The sequence below is a fragment of the Streptomyces sp. NPDC059850 genome, assembly GCF_042731515.1.
Taxonomy (GTDB): Bacteria; Actinomycetota; Actinomycetes; order Streptomycetales; family Streptomycetaceae; genus Streptomyces.
In genome coordinates this window covers 75,389-97,138 of the sequence record NZ_JBHWJI010000009.1, presented here as the reverse complement: position 1 = coordinate 97,138, position 21,750 = coordinate 75,389, and the positions used below count along the sequence as shown (strand labels likewise).

General features: G+C 71.3%; 10 protein-coding genes. 8 read left to right on the top strand and 2 right to left on the bottom strand.

Annotated features, from left to right (window positions below; translation table 11 throughout):
- Window positions 1-7: 7 nt before the first annotated feature.
- Both ACFV9T_RS09755 and ACFV9T_RS09750 read right to left on the bottom strand, forming a co-directional pair.
- Window positions 8-376: a hypothetical protein gene (locus tag ACFV9T_RS09755; RefSeq protein WP_385438017.1), complete on the bottom strand. Its 369-nt coding sequence runs from the start codon at window positions 374-376 to the stop codon at window positions 8-10.
- A gap of 104 nt (window positions 377-480) precedes the next feature.
- Window positions 481-1,428 carry a methionyl-tRNA formyltransferase gene (locus tag ACFV9T_RS09750; RefSeq protein ID WP_385438016.1) on the bottom strand — a complete coding sequence of 316 codons (948 nt, stop codon included), beginning with the start codon at window positions 1,426-1,428 and terminating at the stop codon, window positions 481-483.
- A 247-nt stretch (window positions 1,429-1,675) separates the two neighbouring features.
- Between ACFV9T_RS09750 and ACFV9T_RS09745 the strand changes: the two genes are divergently transcribed.
- The 8 genes from ACFV9T_RS09745 (at window position 1,676) to ACFV9T_RS09710 (ending at window position 21,739) form a co-directional block, all read left to right on the top strand.
- Entirely contained in the window at window positions 1,676-3,031 is a 1,356-nt protein-coding gene (locus ACFV9T_RS09745) for a lysine N(6)-hydroxylase/L-ornithine N(5)-oxygenase family protein (RefSeq protein ID WP_385438014.1), read from the top strand.
- Window positions 3,032-3,085: 54 nt separating this feature from the next.
- On the top strand, window positions 3,086-4,144 hold the full coding sequence (locus ACFV9T_RS09740) for a FecCD family ABC transporter permease (RefSeq protein ID WP_385438011.1): 1,059 nt from the start codon (window positions 3,086-3,088) through the stop codon (window positions 4,142-4,144).
- Window positions 4,141-5,226: a FecCD family ABC transporter permease gene (locus tag ACFV9T_RS09735; RefSeq protein ID WP_385438009.1), complete on the top strand. Its 1,086-nt coding sequence runs from the start codon at window positions 4,141-4,143 to the stop codon at window positions 5,224-5,226. Before ACFV9T_RS09740 ends, ACFV9T_RS09735 begins: the two co-directional genes overlap by 4 nt.
- A gap of 67 nt (window positions 5,227-5,293) precedes the next feature.
- On the top strand, window positions 5,294-6,160 hold the full coding sequence (locus ACFV9T_RS09730; RefSeq protein WP_385438007.1) for an ABC transporter ATP-binding protein: 867 nt from the start codon (window positions 5,294-5,296) through the stop codon (window positions 6,158-6,160).
- Between the two features lie 88 nt (window positions 6,161-6,248).
- On the top strand, window positions 6,249-7,298 hold the full coding sequence (locus tag ACFV9T_RS09725) for an iron-siderophore ABC transporter substrate-binding protein (RefSeq protein ID WP_385438005.1): 1,050 nt from the start codon (window positions 6,249-6,251) through the stop codon (window positions 7,296-7,298).
- Window positions 7,299-7,300: 2 nt separating this feature from the next.
- Window positions 7,301-9,091, top strand: a complete 1,791-nt coding sequence (locus ACFV9T_RS09720; RefSeq protein WP_385438003.1) for an ABC transporter ATP-binding protein — start codon at window positions 7,301-7,303, stop codon at window positions 9,089-9,091.
- A gap of 55 nt (window positions 9,092-9,146) precedes the next feature.
- A complete protein-coding gene (locus tag ACFV9T_RS09715) occupies window positions 9,147-20,042 on the top strand; it encodes an amino acid adenylation domain-containing protein (RefSeq protein WP_385438000.1) in 10,896 nt (3,631 codons plus the stop codon).
- Window positions 20,039-21,739 (top strand): ABC transporter ATP-binding protein, encoded by a 1,701-nt coding sequence (locus tag ACFV9T_RS09710; RefSeq protein WP_385437998.1) that lies wholly within the window; start codon window positions 20,039-20,041, stop codon window positions 21,737-21,739. The genes ACFV9T_RS09715 and ACFV9T_RS09710 overlap by 4 nt, the downstream gene beginning before the upstream one ends.
- Window positions 21,740-21,750: the final 11 nt, after the last annotated feature.

Genomic DNA, 21,750 nt, shown 5'->3' with positions numbered 1-21,750 from the left:
GCGGCCGCTACCAGGTGCGGGAGAGGACCAGCCTGGCCTTGTGACCCGAGGCCGACTTCACCCAGATCCTCAGGTTGTTCAGCTGGACCGTGCTCCCCGGACTGGCGCTGCCGCCCAGACGCGTGCCACCGCTGGTGGCCGAGAACTTCACGGACCGGGAGCTGATGTGGGTGACGTTCAGCTTCCCGAACCCGAACGTGCCGCGCTGGACGCTGATGCTCTGCGGCTTCGACACGGTGATGGTGCACCGCCCGTCGTAACAGGGTCCCCGCCCGGCCCCGTACGCCACCGGCGCCATCAGGCCGCCTCCCAGCGCACCCGCCAGGGTCAGCGTCATGGCGGTCGTCGCGGCGCGTCGGCGCATGACCGTACTCATCAAGGAAACCTCCGGTCCTCACAGGGAATCTGGCCCGGAGTTTGTAACCCGGCGGTCCCGGGACCCCTCCCGAGGCCGCCGACGCCCGACGCCCGGCGCGCGGCTCAGGGGCGGCTGGTGAGGTAGCCGCCCATGGAGGTGAAGTACTCGGTGGCGGCCAGCTCGTGGCCGTCCTCGGTCCGTACCCGGGTGATGGCCAGGCCGTGGTTGCGGCCGGTGCGGGCGTCGGCTCCCGCGACGATCACCACCCCGTCGCCCTCGCGGTAGAAGATGCGGCCGGGAGTGCCGCCGTACCGGTTCTGGGACACGTCCGCGGCCAGGATTTCGAGCCGCTTGCCCTTGTGGAAGGTGTAGGTGCTGGGGTACGGCTCGGACTGGGCGCGGACCAGGCGTTCGAGGTCTTCCGCGGGCCAGGTCCAGTCGATGCGGATGTCCTCGGTGGACCGCTTGTGGAAGAAGGTGGCCTGGGACCGGTCCTGCTTCGTGAACTCCGTCTGCCCGGAGGCGATGAGGTCGAGGGCGCCGATCGTGACCGGGGCGATGAGGTCGACGGTCTTGTGGAAGAGGTCGGTGGTGGTGTCCTTGGGGCCCACCGGGACCGCCTCCTGCCGGACGATGTCACCGGCGTCGAGTTCGTCGTTCATCATGTGCGCGGTCACGCCCACTTCGGGCTCGCCGTTGATCAGGGCCCAGATCAGCGGCGAGAAACCGGCGTACTTCGGCAGCAGCGAGTCATGGACGTTGAGCGTGCCGCGGCGCGGCAGGCCGAAGATGCGCGGGGGGATCCAGGTCCGCCAGTTGTTCGCCACGATGATGTCCGCGTCCGCCTCCTTGAGGCGCTCGAACAGCTCGTCGTCGTCGGGGCGGTTGCGGATCAGGACCGGGACGCCGTGCTCTTCGGCGAGGTCGGCGACGGAGTCGCTCCAGATCTTCTCGTACGCGTGCTCGCTCTTGGGATGCGTCACGACCAGGACCACGTCGTGTTCGGAGTCCAGGAGGGCTTGCAGGGTGCGGTGCCCCCAGGTCTGGTAGCCGAACATGACGACCCGCATGGGGTTCCTCCTTGAAGCAGGGGATGACCGGGGCAAGTAAAGCAAGGCTTGCCTTAGTCTGCAACGGGTCGATCTAGGGCCTCAGTTGGCGGAGCGGGTATCGGATTGATTGTTTCCGGCTATCGACAGCCTCACGTGTTTAGCTTAGGCTCGCCTAAGTTGTTGGCGTGTCGTTCCGTCGGCGCGCCCCCTTTTACGCACCATTCTCACCGCCTGACAGGCGATGGCCCCGCACGATGGGAGTGTCATGTCACGGGTTCTTCCTGGTGACGCATTACCGGTTCACGACCTCATTGGCATCGGCTTCGGACCGTCCAATGTGGCCATGGCGATCGCGATCGGTGAGCACAACGCACGCGCCGGAGGGCCGGAGGCGATCAGCGCTCACTTCTTCGAGCAGCAGCCGCGCTTCGGCTGGCACCGTGGCATGCTGATCGACGACGCGACCATGCAGGTGTCCTTCCTCAAGGACCTGGTGACGCTGCGGAACCCGTCCAGTGAGTACAGCTTCCTCTGCTATCTGCAGAGCAAGGGCCGGTTGATCGACTTCATCAACCACAAGAACCTCTTCCCGCTGCGCGTGGAGTTCCACGACTACTTCGAGTGGGCCGCGGCCAAGGTCGGGGACATGGTCTCCTACGGCCACGAGGTGGTCGGCGTCGCGCCCGTCGTCCGGGACGGAGCGGTGGAGTACCTGGACGTGACGGTCCGTTCGGGGGAGGGGCTGGAGGTCCACCGGGCCCGCAACCTCGTCATCGGCACCGGGCTGCGTCCCCTCATGCCGGAGGGCGTGGAGCGCGGCGACCGCGTCTGGCATACCTCCGAACTCCTGGCCAAGGCCGATGGGTTGGAGGGCACCTCGCCCTCCCGGTTCGTCGTCGTGGGCGCCGGGCAGAGCGCCGCCGAGAACGTGGCCTATCTGCACCGCCGCTTCCCCGGGGCCGAGGTGTGCGCGGTCTTCTCCCGGTACGGCTACAGCCCTGCCGACGACAGCGGTTTCGCCAACCGGATCTTCGATCCCGGGGCGGTCGACGACTACTTCGCGGCGCCCGACGACGTCAAGCGGCGGCTGATGGACTACCACGGCAACACCAACTACTCCGTGGTGGACATCGACCTGATCGACGACCTGTACCGGCAGAGTTACCAGGAGAAGGTGCTGGGCGCCGAGCGGCTGCGCTTCCTCAACGTCTCCCGGCTCACCGACGTCAAGGAGACCCCCGCCCAGGTACGGGCCACCGTGACGTCCCTGGTCACCGGCGAGGAGACGCTGCTGGACGCGGATGTCGTGGTCTTCGCCACCGGCTACAGCCCCGTCGACCCCCTCGGCCTCCTCGGCGAAGTCGCGGACAGCTGCCTGCGTGACGACGAGGGCCGGGTCCGCGTGGAGCGGGATTACCGCATAGCGACCGACCCCGGTCTGCGCTGTGGTATCTATCTGCAGGGCGGCACGGAGCATACGCACGGCATCACGTCGTCCCTGCTGTCCAACACCGCGATCAGGGTCGGCGAGATCCTGGACTCGCTCCTCGACCGGGGCGCCGGAGCCGCGTCGGCCGAGGCCCGGCCGGTCGCCGATGGAGTCGGCAGCACCGCGCGCTAGTGCGTCACCGGTGGTACACGGGCCACCGCAGAACGAAGGATGACGTACTGAGACATGGGCACGACTGCGATTGAGCGCCCCGTGGCCAGGGGCGTAACGAAGGCCCGTCGGCGGCGGGTTGTGGGGCTCGGCACGCTCGTGGCGGTCCTGGTGGCCGTGGCGGCGGTGTCGCTGGCCGTCGGTGCGCGCGCGCTGAGCCCCGCCGAGGTGTGGCACGGGCTGTTCGCGGGGCCGGAGCCCGATCAGCGGCTCACCGAGATCAGGCTCATCGTGCGGACCGTGCGGGTGCCCCGGACGGTGCTCGCGATCGTGGCGGGCATCGCGCTGGGGGTCGGCGGTGCGCTGATCCAGGGGTACACCCGGAACCCGATCGCCGACACGGGCCTGCTGGGGGTGAACGCCGGTGCCTCGTTCGCCGTGGTGTCGGTGATCGCCGTGTTCGGGTTCGAGAATCCGTTCCAGTACGTCTGGTTCGGCTTCCTGGGCGCGGCGATCGCGGGTGTCGTGGTGTTCGGGCTGGCGAGCCTCGGCCGGGGTGCGGGCAATCCGCTGACGCTCGCCCTGGCCGGGCAGGGCATCACCGTGTTCCTCGCGGCGATGACGAAGGCGATCGCGCTGTCGGACCAGAAGTCGCTGAACGCGCTGCGGTTCTGGGACGCGGGCTCGGTGGCCGGGGTCGGATTCGATGTCATCTGGCCGGTGACCGCGTTCATCGCCGTCGGGCTGGTGCTGGCGGTGACCACGCTGCCCGCGATGAACCTGCTCAACCTGGGGGATGACGTGGCGCGGGGGCTGGGCGTGAACATCGCGCTGAGCCGGACCGTGGGCATCGTCGCCATCACCCTGCTGGCGGGCGCGGCGACGGCGGCGTGCGGCCCCATCGCGTTCCTCGGACTCATGGTGGCCCACATCGCCCGGTATCTGACCGGGCCGGACTACCGCTGGCTGGTGCCGTACGCGGGGCTGCTCGGGGCCGTCGTCCTCCTCGTCTGCGACATCGTGGGCCGCCTGGTGGTGCGGCCGGGCGAGCTGGACGCGGGTGTGCTCGTCGCTCTCCTCGGCGCCCCGTTCTTCGCGGTTCTGGTGTGGCTCGGAAAGTTCAAGACGGCATGAGCGGAACAGATGTGAGAACGGACGCGAGAGCGGATGTGAAGCGCTCGGTGGCGCCGGGCGTGCGGCTCGGCCAGGTGTCGTTCGTGTGGCGGCCCTGGCTGGTCTGCGTCACGCTGCTGCTGGCGGCGGCGGTCTTCCTGGTGTTCTGCCTGTCCATCGGCGTGGGGGAGTTCCCCATCGGGCTGCCCCAGGTGGTCAGGACGATCCTCGGCCGGGGCGAGCGGGTCGACGAGTTCGTCATCATGGATCTGCGGATGCCGCGCGCCCTGGCCGGGCTCGTGGTGGGGATCGCGCTGGGGGTGTCCGGGGCGCTCACGCAGTCCATCGCGCGCAACCCGCTGGCCAGCCCGGACATCCTGGGGATCACCGGGGGCGCCGGGGCGGTCTCGGTGTTCCTGGTGACGGTGTCGGGCGGGGCGTCCGCGGCGATCGAAGGCGCCGTGGGCCTGTCGGCGGCGGCGCTCGCGGGCGGGCTCGGCACGGGCCTGCTGGTGTACTTCCTGGCGTGGCGGCGCGGGATCGACGGCTTCCGGCTCATCCTCATCGGCATCTCGGTGAGCGCCGTGATGGAGGCGATCACGACGTGGCTGCTGGTCACCGCCGACATCAAGGACGTGGCCCGGGCCCAGGCATGGCTGGTCGGCTCGCTGGACAACCGGTCGTGGGACGAGGTCAATACGGCGCTGTGGTGCACGCTCGCCCTGCTGGCCGTCGTGTCCTGTGTCGCGTTCCAGTTCAAGCCGATGCACCTGGGCGACGATGTCGCCGCGGGCCTGGGCGTCCGGTACTCGCTGGTGCGGGCCGTCCTGCTGCTGTGCGCGGTGCTGCTGGCCGGCGTGGCGGTGAGCGCGGCGGGTCCTGTGCCGTTCGTCGCGCTGGTGGCGCCGCAGGTGGCGATGCGTCTCGCGCGATGCCCGACACCGCCGCTGGCGGCCTCCGGCCTGGTGGGCGCGCTGCTGCTGATCGGCGCGGATCTGGCCGCGCGCACGGCCCTGCCGATCACGCTCCCGGTCGGCGTGGTCACCGCCGCGATCGGCGGCCCCTTCCTCGTCTATCTGCTGGTACGGGCCAACCTGAAATAGGTGCCCCACATAGATGCCTCGGATAGGTGGTAGAAGAAGGTTGGCACACGTGAATACAGGGGGGCTTGTGAGCGCCGAGCGCAGCACCGAGAGCGAGTCCGGGGCCCAGGGCTCCGCACGGCTGGCGGCCAGGAGCGTCACGGTCGGGTACGGCGGACGGAGCGTCATCGACGGCCTGGACGTGGCGATTCCGCCGGGCGTGATCACCACGATCATCGGGCCGAACGGCTGTGGGAAGTCAACGCTTCTGCGCACCCTGACCCGGCTGCTCAAACCGGCCAGCGGGAGCGTCGTACTGGACGGCGAGGACATCGCGCGGCTCAGGACCCGGGACGTGGCGAAGAAGCTGGGCCTGCTGCCGCAGGCGCCGGTCGCGCCGGAGGGGCTGACGGTGGCGGACCTGGTGGCCAGGGGGCGTCATCCGCACCAGAGCTGGCTGCGGCAGTGGTCGTCGGACGACGCCGGGGTGGTGGAGCGCGCGCTGGCCATGACCGGGGTGGCGGATCTGGCCGACCGCCCGGTGGACTCGCTGTCCGGCGGGCAGCGGCAGCGCGTCTGGATCTCGATGACCCTGGCCCAGGGCACCGATCTGCTGCTCCTCGACGAGCCGACCACCTACCTGGACCTGGCCCACGCGATCGATGTGCTCGACCTGGTCGACGACCTGCACGAATCGGGCCGCACCGTGGTCATGGTGCTGCACGATCTCAACCTCGCCACCCGCTACAGCGACAACCTCATCGTGATGCGGGAGGGCGCGATCCTGGCGCAGGGACATCCGCGTGACGTGATCACCGCCGAGCTGCTGGACGAGGCGTTCGGGCTGCGTGCCGCGGTCGTCGACGACCCGGTGGGCGACCGGCCGCTCATCGTGCCGATCGGCCGCGCCCATGTGCGGTCGGAGCAGGTTCCTGCCAAGGAATGTTGCAAGTAAGGCTAGGCTAGCCTCACTTGCTCAGGATAAAGTTTGCCTGCCCTGAAACAAGGGGCGTAACGGACAGCGCGACAGCAAGGGATTCCGGATGCTCCTCGATCGAACGACGCGTATGGCGCCAAGACGGCGGTTAGCGGCGGCACTCTCCGCGGCGGCCCTCGGCGTCGGCCTCCTCGCCGGATGTGGTTCCGACTCGTCGGACAAGACGAACGACGACGCCCCGGCCGCCGCCTCCGGCGCGTTCCCGGTCACCGTGGAGCACGCGTTCGGATCCACGAAGGTCGCCGAAGCCCCCAAGCGGGTCGTCTCCGTGGGCTACACGGACGACCAGGCCATGCTGGCGCTCGGCGTCAAGCCGGTCGGCATGGTCGACCAGTACCCGAACCCCCCGGGCAAGAAGCCCGACATCAACACCCAGTGGCCCTGGGTGAAGGACAAGTGGGGCGACACCCGGCCCGAGGTCGTCATGAAGAACGGCGACTCAGGCCCCGACTTCGAGAAGATCGCCGCCCTGCGGCCGGACCTGATCGTGGCGGTCTACTCCGAGATCGACAAGGCCGCCTACGACAAGCTCTCCAAGATCGCCCCGACCGTGGGCCGCACCAAGGGCGAGAAAGAACCCTTCAGTGCCCCGTGGCAGGACAACGCCGTGCAGATCGCCAAGGCGCTCGGCAAGGAGGACGAGGGCACCAAGCTGGTGCAGGGCGTCCAGGACAAGCTCGACGCGGCCAAGAAGGCGCACCCCAAGTTCGCGGACCAGAAGGCCGTCGCGCTGTCCTGGTACGAGAAGTCGGTGGCGCCGTTCACCTCCACCGATGTGCGCGGACGCCTGGTGACGGGCATCGGCTTCACCTACCAGACCGAGATCGACAAGATCGCGGACGGAAAGTTCTACACCGCGCTGTCCCCCGAGCGCGTCGACCTGGTCGACGTCGACCGTATCTTCGTCGTCAACGACAAGGCGGACCAGGAAGCGCTGAAGAAGTTCAAGCTGTTCGCCAACCTGGACGCGGTGAAGCAGGGCAAGGTGTCGTACCTGCTGGACAGTGAGGGCCCGGCGGTCGGCGCGGCGATGTCCCAGGGCACCCTGCTGTCCCTGCCGTACGCGATCGACGAACTCGTCAAGTCGGCCGGTTAGGTGTGAGCATCACCGAAGCGCGCACCGCCCAGGCCACCCTGCGCACCGCGACCGGACGCGTGGCCACCCGATGGGTCGTGGCGCACTGCCGCGAGGTGCCGTGGCTGTCAGCCGCCACCGTGCTCACCACGGTGGCCGGGGCTGCGCTCCAGGTGCTCCCGGTGCTTCTGCTCGGTCAGGTGGTCGACGGGGTGGCCGAGGGCGAATCGCGCTCGGCCCTGGTCACCATCGGTGTGCTGATGGGAGCCGCCGCGCTGCTCGGCGCGGCGGCCACCGCGGCGTCGACCTATCTGATCGGGCGGCTGGGCGCGGATCTCCTCGCGCGGCTGCGCGAAGGCGCCGTCCGCGCGGTGCTGGGGATGCCGAGCGCACGTATCGAGCAGGTCGGCCGGGGCGATGTGCTCTCCAGGGTCGGCGACGATGTGGCCGTGCTGTCCAAGGGCATCCGTACAGCCGTCCCCACGGTGTTCTCGGCGGGCGTGCTGGTCGTCATCGCCACGGTCGGCATGTTCGGTCTTGACTGGCGGCTCGGCCTCGCGGGCGCGGGTGCGCTGCCCGCGTACGCGCTGGCCCTGCGCTGGTATCTGCCCCGGTCCGCGCCGCTCTACCAGAAGCAGCGGGCGGCCCAGGCCGACCGCGCGCAGGCGCTCATCAGCGGCCTGAACGGCATCGACACGGTCCGGGCGTACCGTCTGGAGGGCGCCTTCCGCGACAAGGTCACCAGCGAGTCGTGGCGGGTGCGGAACTTCGGCATCGAGGTGTTCCGGTTCTTCGGCCGGTTCGTCGGCCGGGAGAACCGCGCCGAGTTCATCGGGCTGGTCCTGATCATCGTGGTGGGTTACGCCCTGCTGGAGGCCGACGCCGCCACCCTGGGCGAGGTGTCGTCCGCCCCGCTGATGTTCCACCGGCTGTTCACCCCGCTGGGCTCCATCATGTTCACTTTCGACGAGGCGCAGAAGTCGGGCGCGAGCCTGACCCGGCTCGTCGGGGTGCTGGGCGAGGCCGCGGAGGACCGGCTGGTGGGCGACGCCCCGGCCGTCGCCCCGGCGGACACCGTGCCGTACCCGGTGACGGTGGAGGGGCTGACGTATCGCTACCCCGATGCCGAGGACCCGGTCCTGCGGGACGTCAGCCTGACGATCCCGGCGGGCGGTTCGCTCGCGCTGGTGGGGGCCACGGGCGCGGGCAAGACGACGCTGGCCGCGCTGATCGCGGGCATCGGGACCCCGGAGGCGGGTTCGGTGCGCGTCGGGCCGACCGACCTGGCCGGTCTGGACGAGGCCGGGGCGCGGGCGCTGGTGTCCATCCTGACGCAGGACTCCCATGTGTTCTCCGGCCCGCTCGCCGACGACCTGCGGCTTGCCGCGCCGGAGGCGACCGACGTCGAGCTGCGGGACGCGCTGCGCACGGTCGGCGCGCAGCGGTGGGTCGACGCGCTGCCCGAGGGCCTGCACACCATGGTCGGCGAGGGCGGCGAACGCCTGGACGTCACCAAGGTGGCCCAGATCGCCCTGGCCCGGCTGGTGCTGAGCCGGTCGCCGGTGGTGGTGCTCGACGAGTCGACCGCGGAGGCGGGCAGCGAGGGCGCCGCCGAGCTGGACCGGGCCGTGCTGGCCGCGTGCGCGGGCCGCACCACGCTGTTCGTGGCGCACCGGCTGACCCAGGCGATGGCGGCGGACCGGATCGCCGTGCTGGACGCGGGACGGGTGGTGGAGCAGGGGACACACGAGGAGCTGGTGGCCCTGGGCGGCCGCTACGCGCGACTGTGGCGGGCCTGGCGAGAAGGCAGCTAGGCGCGCCCGGTTTCAGGTGAGGTCTTCATGACGTGGAAGGAAAGCTGAGTCTTCGATGATGGAACCGAGCGCTCGTCGCGTCCTGCTCTCTCCCGCACGCGTTGCCGACGTACGTCGCCGAACCGGCGAGTTCTCCGATCGGACCATCGCCGGAGCGTGCGCCATCGGGCTGTCCTACTGGGCGACGGGCCACAGCCCCGACGGCATCGACCTCACCCCCGCCACCCTGTTCGCCGACGTCCTCGCATGGGTCGACAACGGCGGTGCGGGACCGGAGAGTTGGGCAGTCGGCGCGGACGGCCGGAGCATCGCCGTCCCGGAGGGTGTCGTACGGGCCGACGCGCAGCTCGCGCTGGACGACCTGGCCGACTTCCCGGACCGGCCGCTCGGCACCATCGGCCCGTCCAGCGTGGCGGCGAGGCTCGACGCCCTGGCCGAGTGGAACGACAACACCGCGGAGCGGGTCCGCCCGACCATCGTGGAGATGTTCCACGAGCAGGCGCGGACCAGGCCGGACGCCATCGCCATCGTCGACGAACACCGGTCGCTGACCTACCGTGAGGCCGCCGAGAAGGCCGCCCAGCTCGCCCACCATCTGCTGGAGCGCGGACTCCGCCCCGAACAGGTCGTCGGTATCTCCCTCGGCCGCTCCGCCGACATGGTGATCGGGCTGCTCGGCGTGGTGCAGGCGGGGTGCGCGTTCGTACCGCTCGATCCGCAGTGGCCCGCCGCGCGCCGGGCCGTCGTCATCGCCGACGCCCAGGTCGTGGCGCAGCTGGGCGGCACGGGCGAGCACCACCCGGAAGAGCCGGACGCCGTGGCCGTCGACCTCGGCGACTGGCGCTTCGGCGGCTACCCCACGCAGAGCCCCGGGGTCACCGTCCCCGGCGACGCCCTGGCATACGTGATCTTCACGTCCGGTTCGACCGGGCGGCCCAAGGGCGCGATGATCCGCCACGAGGCGATCAGCGAGCGCCTGCTGTGGCAGGTCGACGAGATCCTGGGCTTCGGCCACGACGACGCGTCCCTGTTCAAGGCGCCGCTGTCGTTCGACATCTCCATCAACGAGATCTTCCTGCCCCTGGTGTCCGGCGGCAGACTCGTGGTCCTGCGCCCCGGTGGCGAACGCGACCCGCACCATCTGCTGAGCGTGATCGCCGAGCAGCGCGTCACCTTCACCTACCTGGTGTCCTCCATGCTGGACGTGCTGCTGGAGATGGCGGGCGACTCCGGGCGGCTGGACAGCCTGCGCCATGTGTGGTGCGGCGGCGAGGTGCTGACCCCGGAGCTGTACGAGCGGTTCCGCACCCGGCTCGACATCCCGCTGTACCACGGCTACGGCCCCGCCGAGACGACGATCGGTGTCTCGCACGTCATCTACCGGGGCGCGGCGGAACGCCTGTCGACGTCCATCGGCAAAGCCAACCCCAACACCCAGCTGTACGTGCTGGACGACGAACTGCGCCCGGTCCCGGTCGGCGTCGGCGGCGAACTGTACGCGGGCGGCTTCCTCCTGGGCCGCGGCTACATCAACGCGCCCGGCCTGACGGCGTCCCGGTTCGTGGCCAACCCCTTCGCCGGGGACGGCTCCCGGCTGTACCGCACCGGTGACCTGGCGCGATTCGCCCCGGACGGGTCGCTGGACTTCCTCGGCCGGGCCGACAACCAGGTCAAGATCCGCGGCATGCGGCTGGAGATCGAGGACGTCGAGGTCGGCCTCGCCGAGCACCCCAGGGTGCGGCACACCTGCGTCGTCGCGAAGAAGAACACGGCGGGCGGCACCTACCTGGTGGGGTACGTGATCCCGGCGGCCGGGAGCGAGGACCTGCGCGCGGACGAGGTCACGGCGTGGGCCGCCGCGCACATGGTGGAGTACATGGTGCCCGCCCACATCGTCGTGATGGCGGAGTTCCCGCTCACCGCGAACGGCAAGCTCGACCGCCGCGCGCTGCCGGAACCCGTGATCGGAACGGGCTCGCTCACCCCGCCCGCCACCGAGAACGAGCGCGTGGTGTGCGCGGCGGTCGCGAAGGTGCTGCGGCTGGACGAGGTCGGTGTCGACCAGGACTTCTTCCAGCTCGGCGGGGACAGCCTGCTGGCGATCTCGCTGCTGAGCGCGGTGCGCGACGCGGGACTCCACCTCACGGCCCGGCAGATCTTCACCCACAGCACCGTGGGGGCGCTGGCGGCGGTGGCGCTCGTCGCGGACACCGCCACCGTGGACCGGGAGGATGTCGCGACCGGCACGGTCGTGGGCTCGCCCATCGTGCAGTGGCTCGGCGAGACCACGGACGCCATCGACGGCTTCGTACAGTCGGTCGTGCTGAACACCCCGGCGTACCTGACCGCCGACGCCCTCGACGCGATCCTCACCGCCGTGGTCCGGCGCCACGACATGCTGCGCGCCACGCTGGTGCGCGGCGACCGCTGGAGCTTCGCCATCCCAGAGGCGGACCGGGCCACGGCGTCATGGCAGGAGAGCGACCGGCCGATGGAGGAGTGCGTCGCGCTCGCCACCGACGGGCTGGACCCGGCGGGCGGCGTGATGCTGCGCGCCGTCTGGCGGCGCGAGCCACGGCAGCTGGTCGTGGTCGTCCACCATGTGGTGGTCGACGGCGTTTCCTGGCGGGTCCTGATGGACGACCTGGCCACCGCGTGGCGGCAGTTCGCCTCGGGCGAGCCGATCGCGCTGCCCCCGGTGGGCACGTCGTTCCGGCGCTGGACGCAACTGCTGGAGCACACCGCGTTCGACGCGGACCGTGGCTACTTCCAGAGCCCCCTGCCGGGCGCGGACGCACCCGTGGGCAGGCGCGCGCTGTCCGAGGCCGACACCGTCGCACGGGAGCGGGTACGGACCGTGTCGGTCGGCCCCGAGATCACGGCCGCGCTGCTCGGCGAGATCCCCGCGAAGTTCCACGCGGGGGTGAACGACGTGCTGCTGACCGCGCTCGCCGTCACCCTCGCCCGATGGCGCCGCGACCTCGGACAGGACCAGACGTTCGCGCACATCGAACTCGAAGGCCACGGCCGCGAGGGGCGGTTCGTGGCGGACACCGCCGGTTTCGAACCGGAGCTGTCGCGGACCGTGGGCTGGTTCACCACCCTGTTCCCGGTGACCGTGGACCCCGGCGCGGCGGCCGACTTCACCGCGCCCGGGTATCTGGCCGCCGCGCTCAAGGCGGTCAAGGACGACCTCGCCCGAGTGCCGGGCAACGGCGTGTCCTACGGCGCCCTGCGGTATCTGCGTGGCGCCGAGTTCGACGCGCCCGCACCGCAGGTGTTGTTCAACTACCTCGGCCGCTTCGAGGCGGGCGCGTCCGGCGACTGGCAACTCACGGGCTCCACCGGACAGTTGGGCGAGAAGCGCGACCCGGGGATGCGCCTGCCGCGCGCCCTGGAGTTCAACGCGATCACCGAACCCGCCTCGACCGGCGCGTACGAACTGGTCACCACCCTGTCCTGGCCCGACGGGATGTTCACCGACGACGACATCGCGACGATCGGCGCGTACTTCCGCGAGACCCTGGCCGGGCTGGCCGCGCTCGACCAGGGCGGCCACTCGCCCAGTGACTTCGGCCCGGTGCCGCTCACCCAGGCCGACGTCGACGCCCTGGACGGCCCGGCGCTGCGCGACATCCTGCCGCTGACCCCGCTGCAGGAGGGCCTGTACTTCCACTCGGTCTTCGACGGCGACTCGCCGGGCGCGTACGTCGAGCAGCAGCTGCTGACCCTGGACGGTGAGGTGGACACCGACCGGCTCGCGGCGGCGGCCACCCGGTTGCTCACCCTGTACCCGAACCTGGCCGCCCGGTTCACGGCCCTCGCCGACGGCCGCGTGGTCTCCGTACTGGAGCGCGGCGTGGAGGCGCCCTTCACCACGCTGGACCGCCCCGGCATCACCGACGACGAGATCCGCGCCCTGGCCGAGCGGGACCGCCGCGCCGGATTCGACCTGGCCACCGGCCCGCTGATGCGGTACACGCTCATCCGTGGCGGCCCCGGCAGGGATGTCCTGGTGCAGACCGTGCACCACATCATCGCCGACGGCTGGTCGGTGCCGCCGATGCTCCGCGCGCTGCTGGCCGAATACCACGCACCGGGGACCGTGCACCCGCTCGGCGGCTTCCCCGACTACGTACGGCAGCTCGCCGGACGCGACGACGACGAGAGCGACCGGGTGTGGCGCGAACAGCTCGCCGAGCTGCCCGGACCCTCGCTGGTCGCCGAGGGCCACACTCCCTCCGACCGGTTCGCCGACACCGCCGTGGAGCCGGGGGAGGACATCGACGCGGCCGCCCGGTCGGCCGGTGTGCCGCTGAGCGTGGCCGTGCACAGCGCCTGGGCCGTGACCCTGGGCTCCCTCCTGCACGGCCGGGACGTGGTGTTCGGCTCCACGGTGTCCGGGCGGGACGCGGAGGTGTCCGGCATCGAGGACATGGTGGGGCTGTTCATCAACACCATCCCCGTGCGCGCCCGCTGGGCCGGTACCACCACGGCCGCTGACCTGCTCGCCTCGGTGCGGGAACACCAGAGCGCGGTGCTGCCGCACCAGCATGTCTCGCTGGCCCGGATCGGTCGGCAGACCGGCGCGGGCACGCTGTTCGACACCCTGGTGGTGTTCGACGTGGCGACCGATGTGGCCGCGCTGCGACGGCCCGGCGACACTCTCTCCATCACCGGAATCGTCAACGAGGGCGCCCCGCACTACCCGCTGACGCTGGTGGTCGAGCGCGCGCTCGACGGCCGCCCCCGCTTCAACCTGATCTACGACGGTGAACTGCTGCGCGAGACAACCGCCCAGGCGATCCTGCACACGTTCACCCGGACCCTCACCGGCCTGCTCACCCGGCCGGACACCCTGGTCGGCGACCTGGCACCGCAGGACACCCGGCGTCCCGAGCGGATCGCCGAGACGACCCTGGGCGGACTGTTCGACACCGCCGCGCGCCGTGACCCGGCGGCCACCGCCGTCACCCAGTGCGGTCTCGACGGCGGCACCCGGTCCCTGACCTACGGCGAACTCGCGGACGCGAAGGACGAGCTGGCCGCTGTCCTGCGCGCGGCCGGGGTAGGTCCGGGCCAGCGGGTCGCCGTTGCCGTCCCGCGCTCCGTCGAACAGGTCGTCGCCCTGGTCGCGATCGTCAGCGCGGGCGGCGCGTACGTACCGCTGGACCTGGCGTACCCGGACGAACGGCTGGAGTACATCCTCGCCGACGCCGCTCCGCAGGTCGTCCTCGTGGAACGGGAGCAGCGCGACCGCTTCACCCGGCTGCTGGACCGGGCCGGTGTGCGAGCCCGTGTGCTGGTGCGGGAGGACGAGCGGCCACCGGCCACCACCGAGCCCGGGCCAGAGGCCGCCTGGCACGACCCCGCGTACGTGATTTACACGTCCGGGTCGACCGGCAGGCCCAAGGGCGTCGTCGTCCCGCACTCCAGCGTGGTGACCCTGCTCGCGAACACCCGACCCGACATGGACTTCGGTCCAGATGACGTCTGGGTCCAGTTCCACTCCTTCTCCTTCGACTTCGCGGTCTGGGAGCTGTGGGGCGCGCTGGCGCACGGTGGCGAGCTGCTGGTGCCGGAGTACGGGCTGACCCGCTCGCCCGTCGACTTCCACCGGCTGGTCCGGGAGCGCGGAGTGACCGTACTCAACCAGACCCCGTCGGCGTTCTACCAGTTCATCGAGGCCGACCGGCATGCCGGTGAGCCGTTGCCCGCGCTGCGCCGGATCATCTTCGGCGGCGAGGCGCTGGATCTGGGGCGGCTGCGCGGCTGGGTCGAGCGGCATGGCACCGGATCGCCCGAGCTGGTCAACATGTACGGCATCACCGAGACCACCGTCCATGTCACCCACCGGGTGCTGACCGACGAGGACTTCGGCCCCGGCCACGACGTCAGCCCGATCGGCGGTCCGATTCCCGGGTTGGTCACCTATCTGCTCGACGACCGGCTCCGGCCGGTGCCGCCGGGCCGGGAGGGCGCCATCTACGTCGCGGGCGACCAGGTGTCGCTGGGCTATCTGGGCAGGCCGGGGCTCACCTCGGGCCGGTTCGTGGCGGACCCGTTCGCGGGCGACGGCTCCCGCATGTACCACACGGGCGACCTCGCCATCCGCACCCTCGACGGTGAGCTGGAGTTCACCGGCCGCGCCGACGATCAGGTCCAACTCAAGGGTTTCCGTATCGAGTTGGGCGAGGTGGAGGCCGCCGTCCGGGAACTCGACGGTGTGGTCGACGTGGCCGTCACCGTGGCGGACACCGGAGACCACCTCGTCGCACACATCGTGGGCCGGGTGCCGGGCGACTTCGCCGCGTCGCTGTCCACGAAGCTGCCGGTGCACATGGTGCCGGGCCGGGTGCTGCCGGTCGACGCCCTGCCGCTGACGGTCAACGGCAAGCTGGACCGCAAGGCCCTGATCCAGCGAGCCGCCGCCCAGGACGACACTCCGGCCGCGATGAGCGATTCCGCGCTCGCCGCACTGGTCGGCATCTTCGCGGACACGCTGCCCGGATCCGCCGTGGACGCCGACACCGACTTCTTCCGGGCCGGGGGCGACAGCATCGTCGCCATCACGGTGATCAACCGGGCCAGGGCGCTCGGCCTGCCGATCGCGCCACGTGACGTGTTCCTGTTCCGGACACCGCGGGCGCTCGCCGAACACCTGGGAACGCGCACACCGACAGCAGAAGCGCCCGCATCCGTCCGCCGCGAGGACGGCCCGCTGACACCGACGCCGATCATCCTGCGCCAGCGCGAACTGGGCGGATCGCTCGCCCGGTTCGCCCAGGCCAGGACGCTGGTGGCGCCCGAGGGCACCGGGTTCGCCGACGCCCAGCGCGCCGCGAACGCCGTGCTGGCCGCGCATCCCGCCCTGCGGCTGCGGCTGCGCGTCGAGCACGGGGTGTGGGCCCCGCGTACCGAGCCCGCCCGCGAGGTCGCCGTCGTGACGCCGGACACCACCGATGCCACAGCGGCGGCGAACGAGGCCGCCGGGCGGCTCGATCCCGAGTCCGGGGATGTGGCCGCGTTCTCGTGGCTGGAGGCGAGCCGGACCCTGGTGGTCACCGTGCACCATCTCGCCGTCGACTCGGTGTCCTGGCTGATCCTGCTGGACGACCTGGCCACCGCCCTGCGCGGGGAGCCCCTGGCGCCGCCGACCACGTCGTACGCCGAGTACGCCGAAGCCCTCGCATCGCAGTCCGCTCACGCGATCGACGACCTCGGGCACTGGATCACCACACTGCAATCACCCGAACTCCTGCCGACCATGGGCGAGTCGCGCGTAACCACGGTCGTGCTCGCGCCCGAGGTGAGCGACCGGGTGACCCGTACCGCGCCCGCCGCGCTCGGCGTCGGTCTCACCGAGCTGCTGTGCGGCGCGCTGCGCACCGCGCTGACCCGCGTCCAGCCCACGCCCACCGATCTGGTGATCGAGCTGGAGCGGCACGGCCGGGTCCCGGCGCTGGAACACCACGACTACACCCGCACGGTCGGCTGGTTCACCTCCATCGCGCCCGTACGGCTCACCGCGCACACCGACCCCGTCGCGGCGGCGCACGAGGTGGCCGAACGCCAGCCGGACGAGCGCGCACACGTCGGCTACGGGCAGCTCAGATACCTCAACCCGCAGACGGCGCCACTGCTCGACTCCCGCCCGCAGGTGCTGTTCAACTACCTCGGCCGGGGCGGCGAGTCCCACGCGCCGCGCATCACCGGCGGCGATCAGGGCAGCCCGTACGCCGTCGAGGTCAACGCGTGGACCGACGCGGCCACCGGAAGCCTGCACACGGAGTTCATCCTCGCCGAGGGCATCCCGGACGAGATCACCGAACACTGGCGGAGCGCGCTGGAACACCTCGCGGACGCCTCCGCGACGGCCGAGCGCACCGCGCCCGTGACCCCGCTCCAGCGAGGGCTGTTCTTCCAGGCCCAGCTGGCGGGCCCGGCCGGACACTATGTCGCGCAGAGCTGGTTCACCTTCGACCGGCGCCTGGACACCGACGCGCTGGCCGAGGCGATGGCGTACGTGATCGCCCGCTACCCGGGCGTGGCCGCCGGATTCGCCACCGACGACGACGGAAACCCGGTCCAGGTCCTGGGCGCGGGGCGGCGGGTCGACGTCCGTACGGTGTCCCTCGCCACGGACGCCGAGGTCGACGCCCTGCGCGTACGGGACCGCGACACCGGATTCGATCCGGGGGAGCCGCCGCTGATCCGGATGACCGTGGTGCGGCTGCCCGACGACCGCGACGGGCTGCTGCTCAGCTACCACCTGCTGCTGTGGGACGGCTGGTCGCGGGAGATCGTGCTGCGGGAACTCTTCGACGCCTACGCGGCCGTCCTCGCGGGCGAGCTGACCGCACCGGTCCCGGCCACGCCGAGCTTCGAGGACCACGCCCGGGCGCTCGGCGCCCGCGACGCGGCCGTATCGGAGCGCTTCTGGGCGGAGCACCTGGCCGGTGTTCCCGGCCCGACGCTGCTCGCCGGACCGGCGCCGTCCCTCGTGGACGACCTGCCGCGCACCCTCGTGCACCCGCTGTCCGCCGAGCTGTCGGACCTGCTGCGGGACGCGGCCAGGGCGCACGGCGTCACGCTGAACTCGGTGCTGACCGGCGCGTTCGGCCTGCTGCTGGGCGCCCGTACGGGCCGTAGCGACGCCGTGTTCGGCGTGACCGTCTCGGGCCGGGAGGGCGAGGGGCTGGACGGCATCGTCGGGGTGCTGCTCAACACCGTGCCCCAGTGGACCCGGGCCAGGCCGGACGACACGGCCGGCGCGTATCTGTCGGCCGTCCAGGCGGCCAGGGTCGAGGCGATGGAGCACGAGCACCTGGGGCTCGGCGAGATCCAGCGGGCCAGCGGGCACGACACCCTCTTCGACAACCTGTTCGTGCTGCAGAACTTCCTCGACATGGACGCGTTCGCCGAGATGAACGCCCGGCACGGCATCACCTCCGTCAAGGCCGACGACTCCACTCACTATCCGTTCACCTGGGTCGTCACGCCCGGCGACCGGCTCACGGTCAAGCTGGAGTACCGCGACCACGACACCGCGAACGCCCGCCGCCTCCTGGACGACTACCTGAGCGTCCTCGAGGACGTGGCCCGCTCCACCGGACCGGTCGGCGCGCTGCGCGGTCTGGGGCCGTGGCCCTCGCGGGAGGCGCGTACGGACGTCGGCACGGACACCGTGGTCGACCGCTTCGACCAGGCGGCGGACCGCGACCCGCAGCGGGTGGCGCTCGTCGCCGATGGTTCGACCATGACCTTCGCGGGGCTACGGGACCGCAGCCGCGCTGTGGCGGGTGTGCTCGCCCAGCGCGGCATCGGCCCGGAGACGACCGTGGGGCTCGCGATACCGCGCTCCCTCGACTCGATCGTGGCGCTGTTCGCCGTGCTGCGTGTCGGCGCCGCGTACGTACCGCTGGAGCTGGACCACCCGGACGAGCGGATCGCCGCGATCGTCGCGGATGCCCGCCCCGACGTCATCCTCACGGTGAGCGCGGTGTCGCCCCGGCTCACCGGCGACCTGATCGAGCTGGACCGCCCGCTGCCCGGGGCCGAGCCATATGTGACGTTCGCGCCGGACGACCCGGACCGGCTGCGGCACCCCGCGTACACGATCTACACCTCCGGCTCTACGGGCAAGCCCAAGGGCGTGGTGACCGAGTACGCCGGGCTCACCAACATGCTGATCAACCATCAGCGCCGGATCTTCGAACCGGTGCTCGCGGAGCACGGCCACCGCACCTTCCGGATCGCGCACACCGTGTCGTTCGCCTTCGACATGTCGTGGGAGGAGCTGCTGTGGCTCGCCGACGGCCACGAGGTGCACATCTGCGACGAGGAACTGCGCCGCGACGCTCCCCGGCTGGTCGAGTACTGCCTCGAACACGGCATCGACGTCATCAACGTGACCCCGACCTACGCACAGCAGCTGGTGGCCGAGGGCCTGCTCGACAACCCGGCACGGCGCCCGGCGCTGGTGCTGCTCGGCGGCGAGGCCGTCACCCCGACGCTCTGGCAGCGGCTCGCCGAGACCGAGGGCACGGTCGGCTACAACCTCTACGGACCCACCGAGTACACGATCAACACCCTCGGCGTCGGCACCTTCGAATGCCAGGACCCGGTGGTCGGAGTGGCGATCGACAACACCGATGTGTATGTGCTCGACCCCTGGCTGCGGCCGCTGCCGGACGGAGTCCCCGGTGAGCTGTACGTAGCGGGCATCGGCATCGCGCGCGGCTATCTCGGCCAGCCCGGCCAGACCGCGCACCGCTTCGTCGCCTGCCCGTTCGGCGCTCCAGGGGAACGCATGTACCGCACCGGGGACCTGGTGATCCGGCGGCCCGACGGCAACCTGATGTACCTGGGCCGCACCGATCAGCAGGTCAAGATCCGGGGCCACCGGGTCGAACTGGGCGAGGCGGAGGCCGTGTTCGCGGCGCACCCGGCGGTGCGGTTCGTCGCCGCCGTCGCCCAGCCCGACCCGCAGGTGGACGGCGCGTACCGGCTGGCCGCCTACCTGGTGCTGGAGGGGGCGGAGCTGGCGGCGGTGGCCGCCGAAGTGGGCGCCGGGCTGCCGGACTTCCTGCGCCCCACGCACTACGCCCAGGTCGACAGCATCCCGCTGACCGTGAACGGGAAGGCTGACACCAAGGCGCTGCCGGAGGCCAAGCCGCTCGGCGCGCTGACCACGGCGGGAGAGCGGAGGCCCGAGACCGAGACCGAGACCGTGGTGTGCGAGTTCTTCGCCGAGGCACTGGACCTGGACGACGACGAGGTGAGCGCGGTGAGCGACTTCGTGTCCCTGGGAGGGCACTCCATGCTGGCGGTACGGCTGATCGGGCTGCTCCGCCGAGAGTACGGTCCTGTGATCACGATCCGTGATCTGTTCACCCTGCGAACCCCGGAAGCGATGGCCCGCCACCTCGATGACAACGCACCGCGATGACCACTCCTGACACGCAGCGGCCCCGACCGGGGTCCGACATCCTCCGGACCGCCCTGCGCCGCAACAAGGGCGCGATGGCCTGGGGCACCGTCCTCATGGGCCTGTACCAGGCGGGCGAGACGGCCTTCCCCATCGCGCTCGGCCTCATCGTCGAGCACACCATGCGGGACCGGAGCCTCGGCGCGCTCGGCCTGTCGATCGCCGCGCTGGCGGTGATCATCACGACGGTGTCGCTGTCGTGGCGGTTCGGGATGCGCGTCCTGCAGAAGGCCAACACGACCGAGGCACACCGCTGGCGGGTGAAGGTCGCGGCCTGCGGCCTCCAGCCGGTGGCCAGGGACGTCGACCTGAAGTCCGGCGAGGTGCTGACCATCGCCACCGAGGACGCCGACCAGACCGCCGACATCATCGAGGTGGTGCCGCTGCTGATCAGCTCGCTGGTCGCGGTGCTGGTCGCGGCGGTCGCGCTGGGCCTGGCCGACGTACGGCTCGGGCTGCTGGTGATCGTGGGCACCGTCGCGATCCTGTCGGCCTTAAGCGTGCTGTCCAAGCGGATCGGGTCCAGCACCCGCGAACAGCAGGCCCGGGTGGCGCGGGCGGGCGCGAAGGTCGCCGACCTGATCACCGGCCTGCGCCCGCTGCACGGCTTCGGCGGCAACTCCGCCGCGTTCCGGTCCTACCGCGAGGTCAGCACGGAGGCCAAACACCAGGCGATCACCGTCGCCAAGGTGAACGGCGTGTACGCGGGCACCGCGCTGGCCCTCAACGCGGTCCTCGCCGCCGCCGTGACCCTGACGGCGGGCTCGCTGGCCTGGAGCGGCAGCATCAACATCGGGGAACTCGTCATGGCCGTGGGGCTGGCGCAGTTCATCATGGAACCGCTGAAGCTGTTCTCGGAGATGCCGAAGTACGTGATGATGGCGCGCGCGTCCGCCGAGCGGATGGCGCTGGTGCTGGCCGCGCCGCCGGTGGCGGCCCCGGGCCCGGAACGCCCGGCCACCGGTGGCGGCCTGGAGATCGACTGCGTCCGGTACGGGACCCTGCGCGAGCTGAAGTTCCAGGTGGCGGCGGGCGAGTTCGTGGCCATCGCCGCCTACCAGCCGCGCGCGGCGGCCGATCTGGCGTCGGTCCTGGCCGTGAACGTCCCGCCCGGCGCGTACGAGGGAGCGGTGCGGGTCGGCGGGCAGGAGCTGGCGGACCTGGCGGTCGAGGCGGTCCGCGGGCACCTGCTGGTCAACCCGTACGACGGGGAGATCTTCGCGGGCACCCTCCGGACGAACATCGACCCCTCGGGCACCAGCCGGATGATCCCCGAGGCCGTCGAGGCGTCCATGCTGACCGATGTCGTCGCCCTCCACCGCGCGGGCCTCGACTACGGCGTCCGCGACCGTGGCGCGAACCTCTCCGGGGGGCAGCGCCAACGGCTGTCCCTGGCCAGGGCGCTGGCCGCCGACACCGATGTCCTCGTACTGCACGACCCGACGACGGCCGTCGACGCGGTCACCGAGCAGCTCATCGCGCGCAACGTCGCGAAGCTGCGCCGGGACCGCACCACCATCGTGATCACCAGCAGCCCGGCCCTGCTGGACGCCGCCGACCGTGTTCTCGTCCTGGACGACGGCGTCATCACCGCCGAGGACACCCACCGCAACCTGCTCGCCACCGACGAGGGTTACTGCTCGGCGGTGGCCCGGTGACGTGTTGAGCC